Consider the following 23,664-nt stretch of genomic DNA (forward strand, 5'->3'; position numbering starts at 1 on the left):
GGTAAAAAATATCTGTTCATTCAATACGAAATTCTATTTACTTTTTCCCAATTCTGGTTGGATAATAGTTGGTCAGATCGTCTGGACGATTTATTTGAAAAATGAGGCTTGCATATTGTTTTGGGCATACTTAAAACCGGGTAACATCTGTAAGCTTATCTAATGTATCAGATAAGCAAATGAAAAAAGAGTATTAAATGCTAATATCTTTACCCTGTAAACATTTTCGGAATTATTCACCGTACTCTTGTTCATCTTCCCCAACTACTAAAGTATGATAACCCGCTTTTGCAAGCTCAATATCTCCCTCCGTAAATTGCCCGGTTAGTGTTAAGTCTATTCTGTTAAAGTGAATGATGTTAGTAGAAACTATAGTTTAAAAATCTATCATTTCAATTATGGAAGGGGATTGAAGGGTAATCTGTTTCATAAAGTAGCCGTCACAGTTAGTGTTGCAAATATATCCATGTTTTCATCTTGGTATTTTTAAATTAATCAATTAAGGGTAAGTATGTACATCATTATATCGTGACCTTGTACATTTATAAGTGCTAGATCTCTCCTCACTATTCTCCCTTTTAGTCACTGCTTCTTCCCAAAAAACTGCCCCCGTAAAAAATATCTGTCCCACTTAAAAACCAGAAACAAAAAACTATTCAATAAATATAAACTACAAACTGCCCTCAATGCCAAAGCTTCAGCGTAGGCGGATTGACTCAAGACAACCGACTCCAGACTCATTACTCCCTTATCCGCCGTAGCTTCAGCGAAGGAGGATTGTTCGTCTCTTCTTCGGTCCCTGTTCTCCTCGTCTGCCATAGCTTCAGTGTTGAATACAATAATATGCGTGCAAACTCTATCGTAAAACCCAAAATCACTAAATAATGTCAATATTATCCTATTTGATCTATACATTCAAGCATCTTTTCGTAACACAAGTACTTATCAAAGAACTTAGGATACACATCGCTTCAACTATACTTTAATACGTATAAACACTAATTTTTATAAAAAAATAGTTCATCAGCTCGTTATAGAAAAGATAATTTTAATTGACTGGACTTAAATTACAGGCCAGAATCCTTGGGGCTGTGCTCCATAATGAAAACTATTTAATCAGCTAACTTATCCATCAAAAGATCTATCCTCATGAAGCCAATCAATATTTTGCATATTGAAGACGATGAAGAAGACGTGGCGCTTGTAAAATTAATTTTGAATAAAGCCGGGATTTCATTTACACAAACTGTAATTTCTAATAAGCAAAGCCTGTTACAGGCTTTACAGGAAAACCTCCCTGATATTATTTTATCCGATCATTCACTACCTGCTTTTAATTCATTGGAAGCTCTTAAACTTGTCAGGCAGAAAAGCATACATCTTCCCTTTATCCTGGTTACGGGAAATACCTCTGAGGAGTTTGCTGTCAGTCTCATTAAGGCAGGAGCTGATGATTATATACTGAAAGACAGGATGGAAAGGCTTCCTTCAGCTTTATGGAAAGCATTGGAAAAAGTTGAATTAACTTTTTCTAAGATTAAACTCCAGGAAGAAGCTGCACAAAAAATTCGTGTAAGCGAAGCAAAATACCGGTCCTTCTTTGAAAGCAGCATGGACGGTATGCTGCTAACAATAACCGACGGACAGATTCTTGCTGCAAACCCTGCAGCCTGCGCCCTTTTTCAAATGACTGAGGAAGAAATCTGTGCTGCAGGAAGATTAGCTCTGGTGGATCTGTCTGATCCAAACGTCATGAAACTTATAGAGGAACGCCGGCGCACCGGGCGGGCACAGGGAGAGGTCACTTTTATTAGAAAAGATGGCAAGAAGTTCATGGCAGAAATCACTTCCGCTATTATAAAAGATGCTTTTGGACAGGAAAGAACTTCAATGATTTTTAGGGATATAACTGAGCGTAAAAAAACAGAGCAAAGGCTTATTGATACTAGTAAAATATTACGGCAAACATTAGATGTTCACGAAAAAATAATGAAATCATCGTTAGATGTGATTTGTTCTATTGACGAAGAAGGCAAATTTGTTAACGTAAGTGCAGCCTGCGAAGAGATATGGGGTTATACCTCACTTGAACTTTATGGAAAGCCCTATTTGAATTTAGTAGTTGAGGAAGATGTCGAAATCACCATGAAATCAGCAAGGTCCATCATGAATGGAATAGTGGCTACCAACTTTGAAAACAGGTATATACATAAAGATGGGAGCATAGTGCCTATGTTGTGGTCTGGCAGGTGGGATGAGAATGATAAATTAATGTATTGCATAGCAAAAGACATCACTGATAAAAAGAGACTGGAAAAAGCGTTCACAATTGAACGGCAGCGATTTTTAGATCTGTATTTACAAGCCCCATCCTGCATGGGAATTTTAAAAGGGTCAGACTATGTGTACGAAATGGCAAATCCGCTTTATTTACAATTAATTGATAAAAAAGATATCATTGGCAAAACGGTAAAAGAAGTTTTGCCGGAACTTGCGGACCAGGGAATTTTTGAATTGTTAGATTCCGTTTATCAAACCGGAAAAACCTTCTTTGCTAACGAAATGCTTATAAAATTTGATTTCTATGGTACTGGAGAATTGGTAGACCGGTATCTGAATTTCATTTACCAGGCACATAGAAATGGAGAGGGTCAAATTGATGGTATTTTTTTCTTTGTAATAGATGTAACTGAGCAGGTATTATCACGCCATAAAATAGAGGTAAGCGAAAGAAAATTCAGACAGATAGTAGAAACAGCTCAAGAAGGCATATGGATGATAGATGAACACAATAAAACCACTTTTGTAAATAAACGAATGTGCGAAATATTGGAATATGAAGAAGAGGAAATGCTGGGCAAAACAAATCTATTTTTTAAAGAAGAAGACGAACAAGAGGTTGCTTTACAACAGATAGAACGGAGAAAAAAAGGAATAAGTGAAACTGAGGAATCAAGGTTTGTTACCAAAAGCGGAAGAAAAATTTGTACCCAACTATCTACCAATGCTATCATTGACAAAGATGGAACGTACAAGGGTGCATTGGCAATGGTAAATGATATAACTGAAAAAAAAGAATTGGAACTTCAGCTATTTAATGAACAAATAAACCGGCAAAAGCAAATAACAAGAGCCGCCCTCGAAGCCCAGGAAAACGAAAGGAATTATTTAGGAGGTGAGTTGCATGATAACATCAATCAAATTCTAGCTGCAGTTACGCTTCAGCTTACATTCTGTTATGAGAACTTTGGCAGCGAAAAACAAATGCTAAATAATGCCAAACAAAACGTGGAATTAGCGATGTCGGAAATACGGAACCTATCACACAAGTTAGTTACACATCGTTTTGGAGAAGAGTTATTGGTTCCAATGATAAACAACTTGATACTACAACTATTTGCACCTGGAATGGTAAAAATGGACTTTTCAAAGTTTGATGAAAATATAGCCACTGAAATTAAATTAACCCTCTACCGGATAATACAGGAGCACTTGAATAATATTATAAAACATGCAATGGCGCAACATATATATATATCTATTTGTAGTAATGACATAGCTACCTGTGTTCTAATGGAAGATGATGGAGTTGGATTTAATCTTAACCAATACAGAAACGGTGTTGGGATAACCAATATTTATAATCGGGTAGAATCTTATAATGGAACAGTTGCTATTAATACTGAACCGGGGAAGGGATGTAAACTAAAAGTTGTTTTACCCATTTGCTAAACCACATTGAGCAATACAAATTCTGATTCTTAAAGCATTTTGCATCCTATTTACGTAGCCTGTCTCGTTTTGGCAATCCCTGGATAGAATTCTTAGTAAGAAATGCTTAAACTGGCAGAGCAAAAGCATCTCATATGGCATTTAGGTAATTTTTTTTCGTTTGTGATATGGAAGAAAAGGGAGCAACTGAGCGCGAGCACTTTTGCTAGCTATTATCTTTTACCTCACTCCTATATTGTTGCTAACTCATTTTTTCACCCGGTAAGATAATTTCTTCATTTTCGCCTTCAAAACATCTATTTCCATAAGTAGTTTTTTCTGATATCTAATCAACCGCTGATGCTCTATTTTGAGTATAGTAAGCCGTTGTTGAACGAGCTGCTCTTTTTGAAATAATTGTAAAGCTTTCTTCCTAATCGCAGGATGTGCAAGTGAGCGTAACGAAGAATGAAAAGATTTCATTTTTTGGCTTTGAAGAAAACTGTTTTTAGTAGAAAATTGGCGCAAAGGCCTAGTTGCCTCTTTTTCTGTTTTTTCGGTACGGTTTACTTTGCCGCCTGTGTCCATGAGTAAATGATCTGCCAGTTCTGGCTGTTTTGCGATAATTGGTGGCTCATTATGTTGCTCTGCCAGAGAATTTAATAAACCATTGCTGACTTGCTGTTCTGCTATTGGTTGACTGCTCTTTTTTAAATTGACAAAGGATAGTTTTGCCTTTTCGTTCTGTCGATATTCAACAATGTTTTGGTCCATCTCCTTTTTATCAAGTGAATGCAGAACAAACCTGAAGCCATCTGATACCACACCATCTTCACTGCCTGCAATTTGAAAAGATAGAGTGGCAGGCATAGATGAAAAATTCAACTTATACAACTGTGCAGAATCAATCCGGGCTATATACTTACCTGGTAAAAGACCAAGATAATTGAAATAGCCATCGCTTTCCGTCATGGTTTGAGCAGCCAGTTGGCCAATGCTGTCATAAATGTTCACCAGAATCCGAGAGATACCCCTCTCCCCTATATGGTTTTCAAAGAAAACCATTCCCGAAGCTTCGCCTACAACAGTCACAGGCACTTCTAAGCGTTTAAAAATATTGGGTTCCATAACTACGCTTATTTTTTTGTTCTTTATCTGCCAGGCAATATTACCCAAACTCTTTTCATCCAATTCCACGAGGTAATTGTTATATGGCTCCAGGTCGGCAATGCGGACTACATCCTCCTCTTTGGTGGATAGCACACGGCCACCATTGATATGAATCTTTAGACCGCGAATACCAGGTTCATGCTGATCTCTTTTGCCATTGCCGTTGAGGTCCAGGAAAGGAGCAATCACAAGGTTGCCTCTGCCGTAATGGCTCTGCCTGCTATGTGTTGCATAACCAGATTGTGCATCACACAATAGGCTGCCACCTGCCCATTGAACCAGGGAGGAGGTTTTGTTGCTCAGCACGGCGGAAAATGCTGTTCTAAGGAATGAAAAGTTATAATGTAGACCAAGGTTTATGGTAGTCAAATGCATTGAAAAATCTCTGGCAAAAGAAAGGTTGATCACGCCTTGATTGCGAAGCTGCTTTTCTGTTTCGAACTTTGCAGCAATGAAATTACTGCGGTTGTAGTTGTATTGGAACTGCGGTCGAATCAAAAATCCATGACGAAAAAGATAGGCCAAGGCAAGGTTGCTGTATATTGATGACCCGGATAATCTATTAATTGATGCTGAAGTTGTAAGATTGGCATTGAATCGCGAAAATGATGATGACAGGGTAAGTTCTGCACTGGTAAATTTTGCTTTTGTAATATCGCTGTACCTTACTTTCACCAGGGAATCATAATCAATAGTTGGTGTTACTACCTGCCTGAAAGCAAGTTTTGACAACAAATGGAATTTTAGTTTTTGTATTGGCAGGGAAACAGATGCTCTACGTTCTTCCAGGATATTTGTCAAAACAGCACGCTGACCTTTGGTATATCGTTGGTAGTTGAATTCTACCTGGGCCTTAGATCGTAGTTGCCAGGTGAACTGGCTTTTCCATCGAACGTGGTTTGTAAATTCTGTTGAAAGCAGTGCGGTTTTGGAAAGCCGCACTGTGGTATAAAAAAATGGCATTAGGTTTCCCGTTTTCACAGAGGATAAGTATTCCATTCCCCCACCAATAGTGATTCTGTTGGTAAATCCATAATGAAAGTCAGCTTTTGAATAACGACCGTGAAGGCTATCCTGCACCAGGCCTTCGCTAAGGGTATATTCGAAGGTATTGACCGGAAGAAAGTTGAAAGGAATTTGAATTACTTGTTCACTGGAACGCTCTTCACCTGAAGGTCCAAAGAACTTTAATGTAATTTGCATATTACCATAAACCAACGGCACAGGAAAAGAGTAAAAGCCGGCAGCATCGGCTTTTACATAATTCACCAGGACATTATTAACATAAAGTTCCACCATCCAATCCGGTTGCGTTCGATCACTAATGACATAAGTGCCAAATGACCTGCGGCGATTGGTGGGTGTATTGGTCACCTGAATGCCAATAACCGGTGCATAAATGGAAGCTGTGGATTGTACAGCAAGGTTGCCAAGTGACACCTGCCTGAACAACTTGAGATTGTTGTTGACAAAACGCCATTTATATTGCTGTTGCTGGCGAGCAAAAAGGATCTTGTTATCATAGCTTAGTGAAACAAGAGCCTCCCCTCCGGCAAACATTCCTCCCACTTGCAAATTGATTCGTATGGCCGAAGCTTCTGATTGGGCTTTGGAATGCAATATGTTCCAGTCGGCAGTGCCTAAACGAAAAAAAGGATAGTCACGTTTGACTGACGTATCTGGCTTTACTTCCCCTTTTATCATCCTGATATTATTGCGCAGGACTTCTTGCCTCAGTTCCCTTAGCAAGGGCAGGTCTAATTTTGTGTTGATAATGACAGCCAGGTTTCTAAACTGGAAATTGCAGTCCAACCCAAAAACATTTCCAAATACATCAGAACGCAGATAGAGGTTGGTTTCTGTGCGAATCAGTTCCTTATTCTTTAGTGAAAAAGCGGTGCCATTGTAAATAATTTCATGTTGAGTATAATTGATCAGAAAACCCGCTTTGGGATCAAGGAGGTAGCCTGTCGCTGAATCCATGTCTGGCGATAGCTGATTGTTGATCTTTAAAAAATCAAATAATTCCTTTACAGGTAAGTAAAGAGTCTCTTCTTGCAAAAGAGCAGGCATGTACGCTCCATGGTTTTGCAAGCTGACAAAAACAGATAGTTCATCCCCATCATCGTTTGCCTTGCCTGATAAAGGTATTGCAAAAAGAAGAATGAAAATGGTGAAAGCAGTGAAAATTCCCTTCCCTACATCAGGAAGATCATAACTGCTTTGAAGGATGAACCACCTGACCCTGGTAATAGCCATTATAATTTAAAGCTGCTCAATTCAAATAAATTTCTGTCTGCCCAATCGAGTTTTGACTGTTGCTTTCAGTTGATTGATAAACCACGTGAAGTTTTCCTGCTTTGTAATCAATGCCAGGTATCGTTCGCAAGCTCAATTTTACTTCACGCTTTTGGAGCGGGGTGTAAACGGCTATTCCGTTTAACTCTCCAATTTTTGTTACTCTTCCTGAAGGAGAAATATATTCAACCATAATGTCACCATAGCAAGACATATTGCCGGCGCGGTTTAAGGTGATCTTCACAAAAGGTTTGTCCGACGGTTGAAATGAGCCATGTGAGACATCAACCTTGGTGGTGGACTCGCCAACGCGTAGAATAACAGGCACGGCAATACCAAAGACAGCATTAAGCTTTATGGTAATAGCATTTCGATCAGTCGTTTTAATAACAGTATCGCCGGATGGTATTTGTTGTGGAATAGAACGGAGATAGAGGTGTGAGCGGAATTCGCCATTTTCCATTTGCCCCGTCTTCGTAAGTTGCAAACGTACAACCTGCGACTCACCAGGAAGCAATGTTACGGACCTGGGGAAAAAGCGAACAAATTTATCAGCAAACAACAGGCTCGAATCATCAGAAGGCAATTGCTTCAGTGAACCGTCTTCGCTCATTCTGTAATGAATAAAAGAAATTGCATAGCGGGCGGTATCCTTGCCCGTGTTGGACAAGGTTAACTCCTTATATCGTTCACGGCCTTCAAAGACCACTCGTTTTGGGGCCACCAGCAAATCACCCTGCGCTGCAGCCCGGGATGAAGGGAACACGGCAGGAAGAAGAGAAAGCAACAGAAAATAAAGAGCGGTGAAAGCGCGCCACATAAAACCGTTTTGCATGGATATTGGATTTGAAATTGGTTTGCCAAAATAGAAAAGGGGCTATCTCGGATCATTGAGACAGCCACTTTTCCTTGAAGAAAGCTTACTTAGTTGTAAGCTACAGTAACAGAAAATACATCGGATACGTAGTTGCCAGCCACCTGGTTAGCACCTACATTCAATGTAGCACCCACCTGAAACGTTTCTGCAGTGGCGGCAAATGTGCCTGTGGCATTGTGTGTAAAATTTGTCAGGTCCATTGTATGGCCATTGCCATCGCTAAGCACCACTGCATTATCAGCAGGTAAAGTAACTACATACGCTTTGCTGGCTTCACCGGAAATAGTGTATGAAGCAGCAGACGTTGAGACCGCAGAAGAACCGGTAAACATAACCACGCCAGTTGGTGTTACCGTTCCGTCAGCAGCTAATTGAACAGTACCGCCTGGTGCACTCCTGATAATTGATCCAAAGTTCAAATCAGCACCCTTTGAAATGGAGATTGGTACAACAATTTGTGCCGAAGCTGTAGCGGAGTTCTCAGTTGCGGAGTTCTGTGCATTAGCGACAGAAGTTAGTCCCATGGCTATAACTGCCATTGCGATAAACTTGTTTTTCATTTGAATTGGTTTTGTTTTTTGTTTTAAGATGTGTACGAATTCGGATGTAATGTAATTGGCAGAAAGAAGGATATTAAAAACAAATGATAGAAATCTCAGGAACTAAGTATTCTTTTCTCTTTTGGGTATATTTTTTTGAACGAAAGTCTAAAAGTTTATACTTAATAAAGAATTAGGTATAGTTGAAGTAAATGGTATCGCCCTTCAAATGGTAGTTTCCGGCTGAAGTGTCACCTATCATGTGTCCACTCAGTCTATATTCAAAAGTACTGTCAGGCTTTAGAACGATGCTGAAAGCTCTCGTGTTATCAGAGCCTCTATACAAACCATACTTGTTTGATGTGTATAAACTTTCAACAGTAGCAACACTTATCAATAACAATATAGCAGTAGTAGCTTTATTCCCGACTCCAGACTACCGACTCCAGACTCATTACTCCCTTGTCCGCCGTAGCTTTAGCGTAGGAGCATCGTCCGCCGAAGCTTTAGCAAAGGAGGATTATTTATCTGTACTGTGGTTCACGACTCCAGACTACCGACTCCAGACTAATTACTCCTTTGTCCGCCGTAGCTTTAGCGAAGTCGGATCATCCCTAACGTCCCACTAGCCTCTCCCTCTTCCCCCCTAAAAACCTGCTCTTTTAAAAAGGCAGAAAAAAATGCAGCACATGGCTGTACTGCATTTACATATATCATTTTGCTTAACCTATTCTTTTAGTAAAGGCAATTGTTTATTGAATGTAGTCCCTCTGATACTAATGGTATAAATTCCGGAGGCAAGACCCTGCACCTGCACAGGGATAGTAGAACTTCCTGCCGATAGCGTCATCGAATGCAAATTCACCACCTGCCCTCCCTGGTTGATAACCTTTATAGAAAGAGTTTCTTGCTTTTGAAGCGATACCATCAAACTTGCATTATTCTTAGTAGGGTTAGGATAAAGCAAAACAACAGGATCCTTGCTATGTAAGTTCAATGCCAAAATCTTTGAATAGGCAAACCTACCGTCTGCATCAACCATCCGTAACCGGTAATAAATAAATGGATTTGCTAATCGTACAATATTAGGATCTGTGAATGCATACCTGTGCATCCCTGTGCAATTGTCATGCAGTTAATAGCTTGTAATACAAAAAAAGATTATAAAACCATTTTTAACGATTCAAAGCTTTATTCAAATACAGTACATGAATTGAATAAGGTTGTAATGGGAAATAACTTTTCGCCTATTGTTGCTTCCCGCAACTATCTATATGCCAATGTTGCCGCATATGAAGTAATTGCAGCTGGATATCCAAACCAGTATTATTCGCTGGCGGGTCAGTTACACGGCCTTACTACAGTTCCTAAACCAGTCGCCGGTAAGACTATAAATTATGAATTTTCCGCACTGATGGCATTTTGCACCCTTGGTGAATCAGTGACATTTCCTGAAGGAAGTATGGACGATTATGTCAATAGTTTAAAAAAACTGGCAAAGGACCATGGTATGCCTTCAGACATTTATGAAAATTCCCTCGAATATGCCAATTCGGTTTCAAAAGTTATAATGAGCTGGAGCAAAAAAGACAATTATGCTGAAACCAGGAGTATGGAACGGTATAATGTGCAAGCTGAGGATCCCAGCCGTTGGGTCCCCACACCACCAGCTTATGCTTCTGCTGTAGAACCTCACTGGAACAAAATACGTCCATTGGTTATGGATAGCGCAGCGCAGTTTAAAGCACCTCCTCCATTCCCCTTTAATATTACAGATAAAAAAAGTGCCTATTATAAACAGGTCATGCAACTCTTGGATTCTACAAGGCACCTTTCAGACGAACAAAAGCACATCACAGAATTCTGGGATGATAATCCATTTAAATTAAATGTAAGCGGACATGTAATGTATGGCACCAAAAAGTTTTCACCTCCAGGTCATTGGATGAGCATCGTTGGCATTGCTGCGGAAAAAGCAAAAGCTGACTATGCTACTACAGTATTTACTTATACTAAAACTGCTATTGTTCTATTCGATTCGTTCATCCAATGCTGGAATGAAAAATTCACTTATAATACTGTCAGACCTGAAACAGTTATTAACCGGTCATTCGATCCGGATTGGCAGCCCTATTTGCAAACACCGGCTTTTCCTGAATATACCTGTGGACATTCAACAGGTTCTTCTGCCGCCGCCGAAGCTTTAACAAGTGTATTTGGCGACAACTTTGCCTATACGGATTCTTCAGAATTGGAATTTGGTATCAAAAACAGAAGCTATAAATCTTTCAATGAAGCGGCCATGGAAAATACCTGGGCTCGTTTCTACGGAGGTCTTCACTTTCACCCAACTTGTTTAAGCAGCAATAAATACGGAAAAGAAGTAGCACAGTTGGTTGATGAACGGTTACATATGAAAAAGACAGGCAAGTAGATCCTTCTTGTATTATTAATATTCAAAATGATTATACACTATGTTGCCACTTACACAGGAACAAAAAATACATTATTCACTTAGAATAGCCATTGGCATGTGCTTTATTGGTCATGGCATATTCGGTGTTATCACCAAACCTATCTGGTGCAATTACTTTGAGGTATTTGGCATTGGCCATGACCTGGCTTACCGATTGATGCCGGTAGTTGGTGGTATCGATATTATATTGGGAATTACAATGCTTATTTATCCCTTGCGGAGTATTGCAGTATGGCTTATTATTTGGGGTCTAGTAACTGCTTCGTTGAGACCACTATCAGGAGAACCCTTTGCTGAGTTGATTGAACGCGCCGGGAATTTTGGCGCTCCCTTGGCTTTTTTAATTTTATATGGCAGGGAATTCAAAATCAAAAATTTGTTTTCAAAAATTCGCTCTGGTGAATATATCTCGGAAATAAACTTTAACCAGGTTGCAGTGCTCCTAAGATGGGTAGTATTCCTTTTATTACTTGGACATGGTTGGTTAAATTTAATAGAGAAAAAAGGACTGATCGACCAATATGCAGGCCTGGGCCTTTCAAATGCAGCGCTTTCTGCCCATTTCATTGGTATTTTCGAAATTGCATCTGCACTAATAATATTAATCCGTCCAAATCCCCAATTTCTGCTGTTCATTCTATTTTGGAAAATGGCAAGTGAATTATTCTACCCTCATTATGAATTATTTGAATTTATAGAGCGGGGTGGTAGCTATGGTGCCCTGATAGCATTGTATAGTATCCAAAAAACAACGCAGGCTTATAAAGTTTTGCTCGTTAATTAAATTTTTAGCAAACAGTAAAAAAATGTCTTAACTTATAAATCTGTTATATTTTATAAACTCACCAAAAGAATGAAAAATACAAGAGGCTATCCAAAATTTGGACAGCCTCTTTTTATTTCAAAAAATTGACCACAAATAATATAAATGCAAATCTGATGCTACTTTGCAAACCATAGTACATTGAAATGCTGCCTGTAATCCAAACATTAAAACCTGGGATACCCTTGCTTTCCTATAATTATCCTCAACAATTGCCAATTTTATCCACCATAATGGTCAAACATACCAGTTACAAGAAAGCAGGAGGTTAGATAAATAAATATCAAAATTTTTATGGTTTGTATCCCTTTAAACTTTGCATTTTGACCTCCTCAAAAAAACGGGTAAGCCAATTAGTAGTAGTGACTTCACAACTAATAGATAGTAGTTGCTGTATTAAATCCATCATTGAAATTTGAATGATTCTGTCCTCTTTTCCATAATCCCACACAGGCAGTAAGAAACTGGTAAGCATTTCTTCAATACCAGGAATTTTATGGCTTATTATGCTATTCTCCTGCTCATCCACCATCTCATTATAATTTGAATGTTTTAATATCCAACTAAATAAATCAGCCATTGCCTGAAGGCAAAGTATAGCCGTAGCAGGGTCGTTTATGCCAGGGCTTAATGCTTTCAATGCAACTTCTGAAAGTTGATTGAAGCCACTTAAAAAATATAATAATGAAGGTTCGCTTTCTATTTCAATTGCCTCCTCCACCTTAGTTATTATCTCCGCTTTAAGTATGTCATTGCTTTTTATCAGGTATAAGGTTGCATCTTTAAGAATAAAACTCCCCGGAGAATATAAAAAATGAATATGGTAGGCACCGGAAATGGGTAGCGCATGCATTGCTTTTTTGTTGTAACCTTCGAAGTACCCTGTTTTTGGAGAAGTAAAAGAATTTTCAATATTATATAACAATACCTTTGAATTACTCCCATTTTTAATTTCACCGGAAAGCCGCTTTAGGGTTTGCGAATGGATATGCCGGATGATGGTTTGATATTTTGCATATTGTGTAACAAAATGGAGGAAATAGATAAAAAGGAAGATATCTACTACTGCCAGGAGAATGAGCACATAAGTACTTAATGCAGGTACATAGATGCCACTATCGGTATCCCGAATAGTAGTTATAAGAAATATAGAGAAAATAACAGTGCCTATATAGCAACCAAGCACAATTTGCTGAAACCTGTTACGGATAATGATTTCTAAAATACGGTTACTCATTTTAGAGGCAGTTTGATTCAGTACAATCATAACCATCGAAAAACTGAAAACCGTAAAACTGAGCATCCCTGAAGCAATGGTTGAAGCGATAAGCCTTGCTGCTGTGGCATCTTTCAAACGCAGCCATTGCCAGGTCGATTTGATATGTTTACCTGTTGTAGATTGATCAACATTAATCATTACCCAAAAAAGGAGCAAAAACAGAAATGAGATTATGACAGGATAAAAAGCAATGCTACCTGTGATGCGATTCATTAAACGTTTGAAAATGCTTTCCATGACGTTGATCATTTTTTTTATTACTAACTGCGAAAAGTAATTTACGCAAACAAATTCGGACCAGCACCTGTACTCGACACTTGCCTTTACTATGTACTGGATTGTCATAGAATTGGTTCTCTATTTCCTTGTCAGTAAATAATCACTTGGAGAAAAGCATGATGTTCAGGGGGAGGATTATTCCGCGATAAATATTTTTTTTTATTACTTAGCGATCAAGCTTGCCAATAATCCAAACAAATATGCAAAATTGCCAGGATTATTTCCCAATTATAGTAAAGCGTCTAATCAATTTATTACTGTTATTCTTCAGAACCTTGAAATGACACATCTGATTTACCAGGATATATTTGTGATCTCAAACTAACTGCACCTATAGCATTTATTATACGTAAATTTAATTGGGCAACTGCTGATTGTTTAATTACCTGCAATCAGTAAACAATATTCATCTCACCACAAATATGCCAATGTCTGAAAAATTGCGTCAATCAGGAATTGAAGGTCTCGGTGACATTGCATGGGGATCGCATTTCTGCCAGTTTTATGAAACCAAACAAGATATGCACGAACTATTGGTGCCATTTATGAAAGCGGGCCTGGAGAACAATGAATTTTGCCTATGGGTCATTGCCGAATCGATCACCAAAGATGAGTGTATATCAGTGTTGCAGCAGCAAATTCCCAACATTGAACTACACCTTCAACGGGGTCATATGGAAATTCTGAAACACGATGAATGGTATCTCGACAAGGGCCGGTTCAACTCCGCAAAAGTCATTAAAGCATGGGGTACAAAACTGGAGCAGGCATTGACAAATGGTTTCGACGGTATGCGGGTGAATGGAAATGAAGCCTGGCTAGAGTTAAAGGATTGGAAAGATTTTATGGACTATGAAAAGCGGTTAAATGCCATTATATCGGACTGGAAGATTATTGTACTCTGTACGTATAAACTTGCCAATGTTGATGCAACCGTTATCCTGGATGTGGCACATGCGCATGAATGCGCCATCACAAATCGAAAGGGCCAACTAATCATCCTGGAAGTGCCTGAAATAAAACAGCTCAAAGCCAGGTTAAAAAAAATGAACGAAGAATTGGCACAAAAAGTAGCAGAAAGAACTGGAGAACTTTCTGAAGCTAATGCCGAATTAACAAAAATGACCAATGATCTGCGTAAACTTTCCAATCATCTCCAAGACATACGCGAACAGGAAAGGAAGCACATTGCTCGGGAGATACACGATGAGCTGGGCCAGCTTTTAATGGCTATGAAATTTGATGTTGCATGGTTGCATAAAAAGTTGGCTGCTACAGATGAAGCCATCTTTGAAAAGCTGAAAGCGCTGGACGAACAATTGGATGATCTTATCAGGTCCATAAGAAAAATTTCCGCTGATCTCAGGCCAAGCCTGTTAGACGATATTGGTCTGGAAGCCGCCATGGAATGGCACCTCAATGAATTTAAAAAAAGAACAGGAATTGATTACTCTTTTGAAGAAACCAATCATGATCTTAAGCTGCCTGATCCGGTTAAAACTGTTTTGTTCCGAATTTTCCAGGAATCGCTTACCAATATCGCCAGGCATTCCAATGCGAAACATATTCAGGTACACCTGGCCCGGGCAAAAGACGCCATCTCCATGACGGTGAAGGACAATGGTAAGGGCTTTAATCCACAGGTTTTAAACACCAGTAACTCATTGGGTATTTTGGGCATGAAGGAAAGGGTTGCTGAACTGAATGGCCGTTTCACCATCAGCAGTTCTCCAAAAAGCGGAACATGCATTTCAACATGGTTGCCCCTTAAGTAATTCCCGGCAGTGTTCTCTGATACAAAATGGGCCATTCATGTTAAAAGTGCCAGAAAACTGGGAAAAATTCTATCCAGGAAATAGACGAAGCGATCGTAGAAGCAAAATTCAAATATATGGCTTCAGCAATCGCTGAGAAATGATTGATTTCTTCAGCATTATATTGAACTGGAAAGCTAAAAGACCCAGGTTGCCAGTTGAATTTGCTTGTAAAATCAAACGTTTTTATTTACATACTCAACCAGGGAAACTGAGTTTTTAAGCTTCAGTTTTTTTAAAATATTATAACGATGCACTTCCACTGTTTTTGTAGACAGATATAAACTGGCTGCAATTTCCTTTGATGTATCTCCTTTCTTGATGAGTGATATGATTTCTATTTCCCGGGTTGTTAACGAATGAATCCCTTTCTGCTGGCCATCATTAAACATCATTTGTTCAGCAATAATTTCCTTGATGTTGTTGCAGATATATTTTTTTCCAAAGAAAATTTCTTCAATCGCTTTTACCATTTCCTGTCTTCCGGAATTTTTTGTCACATACCCGCTGGCACCATTTTGCATTATTTTTTGCACAAAAGCGGGTTGTGTATGGAGTGATATAGCTACTATCTTCGTTCCAGGTGCATATTTTCTGATCAAAGCTGTTGCTTCAATTCCATTAATTCCGGGAAGGTTAATATCCATGAGTACAATATGCGGGCGAAACTGTTTGGCCAGTTCAACCGCTTCTTCCCCACTTCCGCACGCAGCAATTACGTTGAAGCGTGAATCGGCGTTTAGGATGAAGCTCCAGGTTTCTCTTATCAGGGTATGATCATCAACAATAAGAATCGTAATTGAATTCATGACTTAACTTTTATTTTTTATGAATGCCCTTGGCAAATACACCCTTTTGCATTTTTAATTCTTTTCCCAGGTAGCCAGGGGTTTGGTTGTGATAGATACGTAGTAAGGTTTCAGCCATTTTTTTAACAGATACTGTTTTTTCAATATAGTCAACGGCACCTGCAGCTATAAAACTCCGGGCATAAATGGGTTCGGTATGCAAAGAAAAACCTAACACTTTTGTTTCCGGAACACATTTGCTTATCATTGCTGTTGCTTCAATGCCACTGATTCCCGGCAGGTTGCTGTCCATGATCACAATATCCGGGTGAAGCTTTTGTACTTGCTCTACGGCTATTTCACCGCTTGTACAAGTGTCAATCACCTGGAACCTCGGATCGAAACCCAAAATGTATTTCCATGTTTTCAGTATGATTGTACTGTCGTCCGTAATCAATAGTGTAATCGGCATTTGCACTTGTCTTTAATTATTTAAAAAAGTGAGCGGTTGAGCAAGGGGAATCCTTAACTGCAGCTTACAGCCCTGCCCGGGTGCCGACTTGATGTCAATTGTACCATTATAGGACTCAACCCTGTTATAAATATTCGTCAGTCCGACACCGGCACGCTTGGCCTTGGTATTGAAACCAACCCCATTATCACAGATGTGAAGGATTACTTCCTTTGTATCGTTGCTGATGGTTATTGTTACTCTCGTTGCTTTTGCATACTTACTGATATTGTTCAATTGCTCCTGCACAATCCGGAAAACTGTCAGCTTAATGTTTTCATGTATAGCCTCTTCATTCAGATCTGCAACATTGAATGCAACTATTTTTTCAATTGAAAGACCTTTGATGAGGAAACGGATCGCCTCTGTAAAAGAGTCTTCGTCAAAGCGATGGGTGACCAGTCTTTGTGAAAGTTTCCGGATCTCTTCAATCGCCATTTCCAGATAGGCATGACTGTTTGTTATGATCTCTAAGTTATCATCCGGATTTTCCAGGTAATGCTTTAAATGAAGCTTCACCGCAGTTAAGATCTGGTTGATGTTGTCATGCAATTCACTTCCTAAAAAGTTGCGTTCATTTTCCTGGACCTGCAAGGCCGCCTTGGTTATTTCTTTTTGTTGTTGCACCTTTTGCCGGACAATTTTTTCTTCCAGGCGCTTTCGCTCCGTTACGTCCGTCACCATCGCCAGCGCACCTTTGTAATTACCGTTGTCATCAACAATAGGATTGGTAGATAAGTGCACCCAGACAACACTACCCGACTTTGTCACAAACTGGTCTTCATACATGTCAATCGCTGTATTTATACCTGTACTGAACATGTTCTGCCCGGGCTTCTTTCCTTTTTGTTTGACAAAAAAATGGGGAGGCTTTCCCATCATTTCTGCTTCCGAATATCCAAGTATGCGACACATTTTTGCATTAACTAACCGGGTCTGATTTTTTTCATCCAACATCCAGATCCCTTCCTGTGCGGTTTCAACAATCTGCCTGAACTGTTTTTCGCTAGCCTCAATCTTTTTTCGTGAGACAACTTGTTCCGTAACGTCGTTGGCAAAAAAGAAAATGCCTTCCACGTCTCCTCTATTATTCCGGTAAGGCTGGTAGATAAAATTGATATAACAGTCTTCCAGCCGGTCGGCATTATTCCTGTCAATTTTTGCAAGCATTTCTTTGGCTGTAAAACATTTTCCACTGTAAAACACCCGGTCAAGCAATTTAAAAAATCCCTGGTCTTCGAGTTCGGGAACAACTTCCCTCACTGTTTTTCCAATGATATCTTTTTTGCCTGTCAATTGCAGGTAAAAAGGATTTACCAATTCGAACCGGTGATCAGCCCCTTTTAGAATGGCAATGGCAGACGGTGCCTGGTGGAAAACTTCATAATAACGAAGTCGTTCATTTTCCAATGCCTTTTCCATTGCTTTTTTCTCCGTGGCATCTTTGGCAATACTGAACATCAGTTGTTCTTTCTCATCCCACCTGGCAGACCAAAGAAGAGGAACCACGTTTCCGTTCTTGTGGATAAACCTGTTTTCAAACGTTGTTACAGGTATGCCGCTTAAAATCTTCTTGGCTACAAGGAATGTAGATGCTTTGTCTTCTTCTAAAGTGAGCTCGATGTATTTCTTACCAATCAATTCTTCCGGCTTATAGCCCCAAACCGTTTCAGCTGCTGCACTTACATTAATAAATCTTCCTTCCGCGTCGGTACAGCAGATGACATCAATAGATGAATCCATAATCTTATTAAGCTCACCTAATGCCTGCTGTAAGTATTGGGAAGTGCGTAATTGTTTTTCTTCCGCTTTTTTCCTCTCAGAGATGTCCCGGATCACCATTGACGTTCTGAGATCACCCTGGGCATCAGTAAAGACAAGAGAAGAAACCTCACCCGGAAATTTACTGCCATCACCCCTGACGAATGTGATTTCGCCTTTGGCTTTACCTGTTCGTCGGCGCTCCCTTAGCAAATCATGCAACCTGGGATCCGTTACGTCAACAATTCCAAACCGCCCTTTCTTACAAATCTCCTCTTCAGTCATTTTGAAAATAGCACAGGCAGCCGGATTGGCAGCCAGCACATTGCTATCCGTGACCGTCAATAAAATAGCATCCAGGCTGTTATCAAATATGGAACGGTATTTCGCTTCGTTTTCCAAAACTACAATTTCCGCTTCCTTGCGGTCCGTGATGTCCTGGTTTGTCCCAATTAAACGGTCAGGACATCCCTGGGCATCGTTCATAACTATGGCTACTGCCTTAATAACGTGTACTGACTGGTCTTGCCAGACGATGCGGAATACCGTATTAAAACCTTTAGTGGTTGCTAAAGCATTTTGAAATTCCTGGTGAACTCTATTTCTATCATCCTGATGAATGAACTGCATCCACTGTTCGCAACTGCCATCAAACTCACTAGTAGTAATACCATAAAAAGATAACAGTACATCGTCGGCCTCAAATTTGCACTTTTGAAAAGAATACGCCCAAATTCCGATACCTGCAACCTGTGTAGCCAATAAAAGTTTAGTAGATAATTCCCTTGAATCTTTTGTTGCTATCGGTTCTTCTTGATGAGCTTCATCAACTTGTATCTTTTGTTCCTTTTCGTGCCGGTACTTTTCGATGGCTTTTAAAACAGCATGGGGCAAGCGCCTTAGCTGCTCTTTTAAAATATAACCATCGGCTCCTTCTTTTACCACACCTACAACTGCCGGTTCCGACATCCTGGACGTGATAAGTATAAAGGGAATGTGCAGTTTTTTCCGCTTAACGATCTTTAGGGCTTCTAAGGAATTGAAAGAAGGAAGGGAATGATCACAAAGAATCACATCGGGACGGAATTGTTCCAGCGCAAGTAAGTAGGATTTTTCAGAATCAATAACCAGGTGGTCGATTTCAATGCTCTTTCGTAATTCTCTCGCTGCCAGTTCGGCATCGCTTTGTACATCTTCGAGGTGGAGTACCTTGTATTTTGCTTTCATTTTCCGATGATTGTTTGCTTTATTATTCAGGTTGACAGCTGGTGGATGAGGACTCAATAAAAACCCACATCACTTACTACATTCGCCAAACATTGAACTATATCGGTTCCCGACAAAGCTGTTAACCACTTTTACTGCTCTTCTTTTGAAAACCTCTTTCGGGGAAGTGTCAGCCCAAAATATCCCTGTCATATTTGCAAATGATCACGTGAACAGGGACAAACCCAGCCTTGTGTCCCCAAATTCCTCCTTAAGGCGCTGAAATACGCCAAACAATTTGCTGGCGTATTTCAAATCAAAGCCCCCCTTGTTGTCTTTTACATAAAAAACATACTCCCTTAATCATCTAAAGCGCCTTTTTTAATTTATGGTTTTTCATTTTGGATGAATATTTATCGCATTCCCCGGAAGGTTAAACCAAACCTCCCCGGGCATGTTAACGCCTGTTTAATTTCTGCAACGGTTACCCACCCCCCTCCTCTTAGCTTCCACTAAAAGAAAGGATAAGCTTTCATTCGAAATTGTGAACTGGTGGCATTTATGACTCTGAAAAACAGTAATTCAGAGAAGCTGGTGATTTAGGATGGTTAAGAGTGAGCCAGAAATAAGAACACTTGTTATTCCTTTTCTGTTCGGATCACAAAGGAAATTCATTCAACTTACTAGGATGATAGTTCAAACACTTAAATATTTGTAGAAGAAACCCGCTTGTTGCTGTCATTGTTATTCTACAAAGCGGTAAAAAAAACGATTAAATGATATAAATGTTTTTACGTAGCAGGGATGTAACAAGAAGATCAATAGCCGATACCAATGCTGGAAGCATGGATTGGTCATCATTGTAAAAAGCAATTACTATACCCAAATACGCTTAAATAAATTAGATTAACTGGTGTGCAATAGCATATTGAATAATTTCTGCATTAGTTTTTATGTGCAGCTTCTTTAGAATCCTCGCACGGTAGGTACTGATCGTTGTTGCACTCAAATGAAAAAGTAAGCCGATCTCCGAAACTGATTTCCCGGCAGCAAGCAATTTCATGACTTCAAACTCCCGGTTTGATAGCTGCTCATGTGCAGGTTTGTGGCGATCATCAAAATCAGCCAGTTTCTCCGCTACAGATGGTGTGATATATTTCCGTCCACTAAGTACGTGGCGGACTGCATTAATCAATTCGTCAGGAGCGAGGTCTTTGTTCAGGTATCCTGAGGCGCCAGCTTTTAAGGCCCGGATTGCATATTGCTCTTCAGGGTAGATACTCAGGATCAAAACTGGTAAGCTCGGTGCTTGTTGCCTGATCTCGGGCAAAACATCCAAAACAGTTCTTCCGGGCATGGAAAGGTCGCTGATGACAATGTCCCAGCTCTCCCTGATGATCTTTACCATCAAGGCTGCTGCATCCCCCACTTCGGTAATTTCAGCCCATGGAAATTCGTCCCGTAAAATATCTTTCAGGCCTCGTCGTACTATTGAATGATCGTCTGCAATCAAGATCCGCATAAAAACAAGATCAGTTATTATAATTGTTCAACGAAACCTTTATCATCAGCTTTGTTCTTTCATAGGCTCATGGAAAGATGAATGTTTCCGGCATTTTTCAACGCTTCCATATTCACAAGTAAACCTAGTCATTTTTTATCGCCTGCATTTCCAATATTACTGGATGTGATTACTATACCTATTTATTAGGATGAATGCCTCCCATGGCCATTATGCCTTGGTCATCACCCTAATAAGTGAACTTTTTGCCCTACTGGTTGTTTACAGATAGTGAATTCCTTGTCTTTATTCCGGGAAAGCTCATTCAACATTAATATTTCCTTAATGAAAATGGGTCAGGTAACCCACTTTACAAGCGTAACTTCACATTTCTCCGGGCATGCAAGTGCCCATACATTCTGTGGCAAAATCATATTGCCTGAAAGAATTACACCAGCCTACCTGCTACTGCTTAAAACTATTATACAAATAGGTTATTTATGAAAAAAGGAAAGAAAATAGATAAACAGGTCATTGTCAGCAAGTACGTAGATCATATACTAACCCATGGTGAACGACCAGCCAATGTGTACATTTTCTCTAAAAAGCTTGGTATAGAAGAACAGGAATTTTATGAGCATTATGCTTCCTTCGAAAGCATTGAACAATCCATCTTTACCAATTTTTTCCAGTCCACACTTGACCTTTTGGAACAAACTGAAGAATACAGCATGTACGATTCCAAAACGAAGCTGGTTAGTTTGTATTTCACTTTTTTTGAACAGCTATCTGCCAACAGGAGCCTCGTGTTGACCCTATTAGGTAAAGACAGGAACCAGCTCGAAAAGCTGAAGATCTTATCAGGCTTTCGAACGCTGTTCCTCGAATATATTAAAGGCCTTGAGCTCGACACTATGGAAATACCGGTAAATAAACTGGAGAAGCTCAAAAACAAAAGCATTGCTGAAGCTTCCTGGATGCAAATGCTACTGGTACTGAAATTCTGGATGGATGACACCTCTCCTGCATTTGAAAAAACAGACCTGTTTATTGAAAAGTCACTTAATGCGGGGTTTGATGTATTAAACCTATTCAACCAGCAAAATATCCTTGACCTTGGAAAATTCATCTGGAAAGAAAAACTAAGTTTTAATTAAAAAGGACCCATGAAAACCATTGATAAAATACCCACCTCGAAGATCCATCGTGCTTCCAGGCTAATACAGACAGGTGCTAAAGTTGGAATTAACTATATAAAGTATTACGGAGACAAGATGGTCAGCACCAAAGAGGAAGCAAAGGAAACCCTGGATGAATCGAATGCGAGGGATATTTATGATGGCTTGAAACAATTGAAAGGCAGTGCACTGAAGGTGGCACAAATGCTTAGCATGGAAAAAAACCTGCTTCCCCAGGCCTATGTTGAAAAATTCAGCCTGGCGCAGTTTTCTGTTCCTCCCCTTTCAGCGCCGCTTGTTATCAAAACTTTCAGGAAGTATTTTGGCAAGGCACCCTCAGAAATATTTGATCGTTTTGATCCTGTTGCCATAAATGCCGCTAGTATCGGCCAGGTGCATAAAGCATTTAAGAATGACAAGGAGTTAGCCATCAAGATACAATATCCCGGTGTTGCCGAAAGCATCTCCTCCGACCTTGCCATGGTGAAGCCGGTGGCCATGAAAATGTTCAACATCAAAGGGAAGGATTCTGATCAGTATTTTAAAGAAGTGGAAGGTAAACTCCTGGAAGAAACAGATTATCTAAACGAGGTCAGGCAAAGCATGGCTATAGCCAATGCCTGCAGCATCATTCCAAACATTTCATTTCCTTCCTACTATCCTGAGCTTTCCACAGAACGTATCATCACCATGGACTGGATGCATGGAAAACATTTTTCAGAGTTTACAAAACAAAATAAGAATACAGAAACTGCTAACCTTATAGGACAGACGCTTTGGGATTTTTATATGTTCCAGGTGCATAAGCTAAGGAAAGTGCATGCCGACCCTCACCCGGGAAACTTCCTTGTTTCCTCAGATAAGAAACTGATCGTTATAGATTTTGGCTGTGTGAAAGAGATCCCTGATGCTTTTTATACTCCCTATTTCGAATTAGCCAGGGATGAAAGCCTATCTGACAAATCTATTTTCGAAGCCAAATTATATGAGCTTGAAATATTAAAACCCTCAGATTCAAAAGCCGAAAAAAAGTATTTCCTGCAGCTATTCCACGAGTTATTATCACTTTTCACCAAACCATTTAACAGTGAAACCTTTAACTTCTCGGATGAAGCATTTTTTGAACAGATAGCCAACCTCGCGCAGAAATATGCAAAAAGCTCAGAGTTAAAAAATATGAATGGGAACAGGGGGTCCAGGCACTTTATTTATATCAACCGGACTTTCTTCGGTTTATTCAGCCTGATGCACGATTTGAAATGCACCAATACCATTATCAATAATTATCGTCATTTAAAACCTATCAAAAGCTAACCCTGGTATATTTTACCACAGCTACAAACAGCAAGACTTCTGAATAAAGATCCGCAGAGATATCAGGGAAAGGAAAACTAATAGATCAGAACTGGCAGCGCTAGAAATGAGGCAGGCACTCCTTCAAATGGGTATAAGT

The 23,664-nt window shown here is 39.6% G+C and carries 15 protein-coding genes; 6 read left to right on the forward strand and 9 right to left on the reverse strand.

Annotated features, from left to right (window positions below; translation table 11 throughout):
- Positions 1 to 1,149 precede the first annotated feature (1,149 nt).
- Positions 1,150 to 3,732, forward strand: coding sequence for a hybrid sensor histidine kinase/response regulator (locus tag BUA53_RS06570; RefSeq protein WP_072834556.1), 2,583 nt, complete (start codon positions 1,150 to 1,152; stop codon positions 3,730 to 3,732).
- Positions 3,733 to 3,978: 246 nt separating this feature from the next.
- On the opposite strand, the gene BUA53_RS06575 is transcribed toward BUA53_RS06570, so the two are convergent.
- From BUA53_RS06575 to BUA53_RS06590, 4 genes are all read right to left on the reverse strand, one after another.
- Entirely contained in the window at positions 3,979 to 7,140 is a 3,162-nt protein-coding gene (locus BUA53_RS06575; RefSeq protein ID WP_072834557.1) for a hypothetical protein, read from the reverse strand.
- A 16-nt stretch (positions 7,141 to 7,156) separates the two neighbouring features.
- Positions 7,157 to 8,014, reverse strand: a complete 858-nt coding sequence (locus tag BUA53_RS06580; protein WP_139256354.1) for a fimbrial biogenesis chaperone — start codon at positions 8,012 to 8,014, stop codon at positions 7,157 to 7,159.
- Positions 8,015 to 8,103: 89 nt separating this feature from the next.
- A complete protein-coding gene (locus BUA53_RS06585; protein WP_072834559.1) occupies positions 8,104 to 8,616 on the reverse strand; it encodes a DUF4402 domain-containing protein in 513 nt (170 codons plus the stop codon).
- A gap of 706 nt (positions 8,617 to 9,322) precedes the next feature.
- Entirely contained in the window at positions 9,323 to 9,709 is a 387-nt protein-coding gene (locus tag BUA53_RS06590; RefSeq protein ID WP_072834560.1) for a T9SS type A sorting domain-containing protein, read from the reverse strand.
- A gap of 15 nt (positions 9,710 to 9,724) precedes the next feature.
- Between BUA53_RS06590 and BUA53_RS06595 the strand changes: the two genes are divergently transcribed.
- Both BUA53_RS06595 and BUA53_RS06600 read left to right on the forward strand, forming a co-directional pair.
- Positions 9,725 to 11,029: a vanadium-dependent haloperoxidase gene (locus BUA53_RS06595; protein WP_072834561.1), complete on the forward strand. Its 1,305-nt coding sequence runs from the start codon at positions 9,725 to 9,727 to the stop codon at positions 11,027 to 11,029.
- A gap of 199 nt (positions 11,030 to 11,228) precedes the next feature.
- Positions 11,229 to 11,855 (forward strand): hypothetical protein, encoded by a 627-nt coding sequence (locus tag BUA53_RS06600; RefSeq protein ID WP_139256355.1) that lies wholly within the window; start codon positions 11,229 to 11,231, stop codon positions 11,853 to 11,855.
- Between the two features lie 331 nt (positions 11,856 to 12,186).
- On the opposite strand, the gene BUA53_RS06605 is transcribed toward BUA53_RS06600, so the two are convergent.
- Complete coding sequence (locus tag BUA53_RS06605; RefSeq protein ID WP_175546028.1) at positions 12,187 to 13,422, reverse strand: DUF2254 domain-containing protein; 1,236 nt, start codon at positions 13,420 to 13,422, stop codon at positions 12,187 to 12,189.
- Between the two features lie 458 nt (positions 13,423 to 13,880).
- Here BUA53_RS06605 and BUA53_RS06610 point away from each other — a divergent pair, with 458 nt between their 5' ends.
- On the forward strand, positions 13,881 to 15,227 hold the full coding sequence (locus BUA53_RS06610) for an MEDS domain-containing protein (RefSeq protein ID WP_072834564.1): 1,347 nt from the start codon (positions 13,881 to 13,883) through the stop codon (positions 15,225 to 15,227).
- Positions 15,228 to 15,442: 215 nt separating this feature from the next.
- On the opposite strand, the gene BUA53_RS06615 is transcribed toward BUA53_RS06610, so the two are convergent.
- The 4 genes from BUA53_RS06615 to BUA53_RS06630 form a co-directional block, all read right to left on the reverse strand.
- Positions 15,443 to 16,075, reverse strand: a complete 633-nt coding sequence (locus tag BUA53_RS06615) for a response regulator (RefSeq protein WP_072834565.1) — start codon at positions 16,073 to 16,075, stop codon at positions 15,443 to 15,445.
- 10 nt (positions 16,076 to 16,085) lie between these two features.
- Positions 16,086 to 16,526, reverse strand: coding sequence for a response regulator (locus BUA53_RS06620; RefSeq protein ID WP_072834566.1), 441 nt, complete (start codon positions 16,524 to 16,526; stop codon positions 16,086 to 16,088).
- A 12-nt stretch (positions 16,527 to 16,538) separates the two neighbouring features.
- On the reverse strand, positions 16,539 to 19,553 hold the full coding sequence (locus BUA53_RS06625) for a hybrid sensor histidine kinase/response regulator (RefSeq protein WP_072834567.1): 3,015 nt from the start codon (positions 19,551 to 19,553) through the stop codon (positions 16,539 to 16,541).
- An 880-nt stretch (positions 19,554 to 20,433) separates the two neighbouring features.
- The gene (locus BUA53_RS06630; protein ID WP_072834568.1) at positions 20,434 to 21,054 is read right to left on the reverse strand and encodes a response regulator; all 621 of its coding nucleotides are present in this window, start codon (positions 21,052 to 21,054) and stop codon (positions 20,434 to 20,436) included.
- Positions 21,055 to 21,533: 479 nt separating this feature from the next.
- On the opposite strand from BUA53_RS06630, the gene BUA53_RS06635 reads away from it, so the two are divergent.
- A complete protein-coding gene (locus tag BUA53_RS06635) occupies positions 21,534 to 22,190 on the forward strand; it encodes a TetR family transcriptional regulator C-terminal domain-containing protein (RefSeq protein WP_072834569.1) in 657 nt (218 codons plus the stop codon).
- 9 nt (positions 22,191 to 22,199) lie between these two features.
- On the forward strand, positions 22,200 to 23,525 hold the full coding sequence (locus BUA53_RS06640; protein ID WP_072834570.1) for an ABC1 kinase family protein: 1,326 nt from the start codon (positions 22,200 to 22,202) through the stop codon (positions 23,523 to 23,525).
- Positions 23,526 to 23,664 lie beyond the last annotated feature (139 nt).

Source organism: Flavisolibacter ginsengisoli DSM 18119 (assembly GCF_900129295.1).
Taxonomy (GTDB): Bacteria; Bacteroidota; Bacteroidia; order Chitinophagales; family Chitinophagaceae; genus Flavisolibacter; species Flavisolibacter ginsengisoli.

Excerpts from the sequence above, each read along its gene's own strand:
- BUA53_RS06640 (WP_072834570.1), top strand. The coding sequence starts at position 22,200 with ATGAAAACCATTGATAAAATACCCACCTCGAAGATCCATCGTGCTTCC.
- BUA53_RS06575 (WP_072834557.1), bottom strand. The coding sequence starts at position 7,140 with ATGGCTATTACCAGGGTCAGGTGGTTCATCCTTCAAAGCAGTTATGAT.
- BUA53_RS06580 (WP_139256354.1), bottom strand. The coding sequence starts at position 8,014 with ATGCAAAACGGTTTTATGTGGCGCGCTTTCACCGCTCTTTATTTTCTG.
- BUA53_RS06610 (WP_072834564.1), top strand. The coding sequence starts at position 13,881 with ATGTCTGAAAAATTGCGTCAATCAGGAATTGAAGGTCTCGGTGACATT.
- BUA53_RS06585 (WP_072834559.1), bottom strand. The coding sequence starts at position 8,616 with ATGAAAAACAAGTTTATCGCAATGGCAGTTATAGCCATGGGACTAACT.
- BUA53_RS06625 (WP_072834567.1), bottom strand. The coding sequence starts at position 19,553 with ATGAAAGCAAAATACAAGGTACTCCACCTCGAAGATGTACAAAGCGAT.
- BUA53_RS06600 (WP_139256355.1), top strand. The coding sequence starts at position 11,229 with ATGCCGGTAGTTGGTGGTATCGATATTATATTGGGAATTACAATGCTT.
- BUA53_RS06615 (WP_072834565.1), bottom strand. The coding sequence starts at position 16,075 with ATGAATTCAATTACGATTCTTATTGTTGATGATCATACCCTGATAAGA.
- BUA53_RS06635 (WP_072834569.1), top strand. The coding sequence starts at position 21,534 with ATGAAAAAAGGAAAGAAAATAGATAAACAGGTCATTGTCAGCAAGTAC.
- BUA53_RS06630 (WP_072834568.1), bottom strand. The coding sequence starts at position 21,054 with ATGCGGATCTTGATTGCAGACGATCATTCAATAGTACGACGAGGCCTG.
- BUA53_RS06570 (WP_072834556.1), top strand. The coding sequence starts at position 1,150 with ATGAAGCCAATCAATATTTTGCATATTGAAGACGATGAAGAAGACGTG.
- BUA53_RS06590 (WP_072834560.1), bottom strand. The coding sequence starts at position 9,709 with ATGCACAGGTATGCATTCACAGATCCTAATATTGTACGATTAGCAAAT.
- BUA53_RS06605 (WP_175546028.1), bottom strand. The coding sequence starts at position 13,422 with ATGATCAACGTCATGGAAAGCATTTTCAAACGTTTAATGAATCGCATC.
- BUA53_RS06620 (WP_072834566.1), bottom strand. The coding sequence starts at position 16,526 with ATGCCGATTACACTATTGATTACGGACGACAGTACAATCATACTGAAA.
- BUA53_RS06595 (WP_072834561.1), top strand. The coding sequence starts at position 9,725 with ATGCAGTTAATAGCTTGTAATACAAAAAAAGATTATAAAACCATTTTT.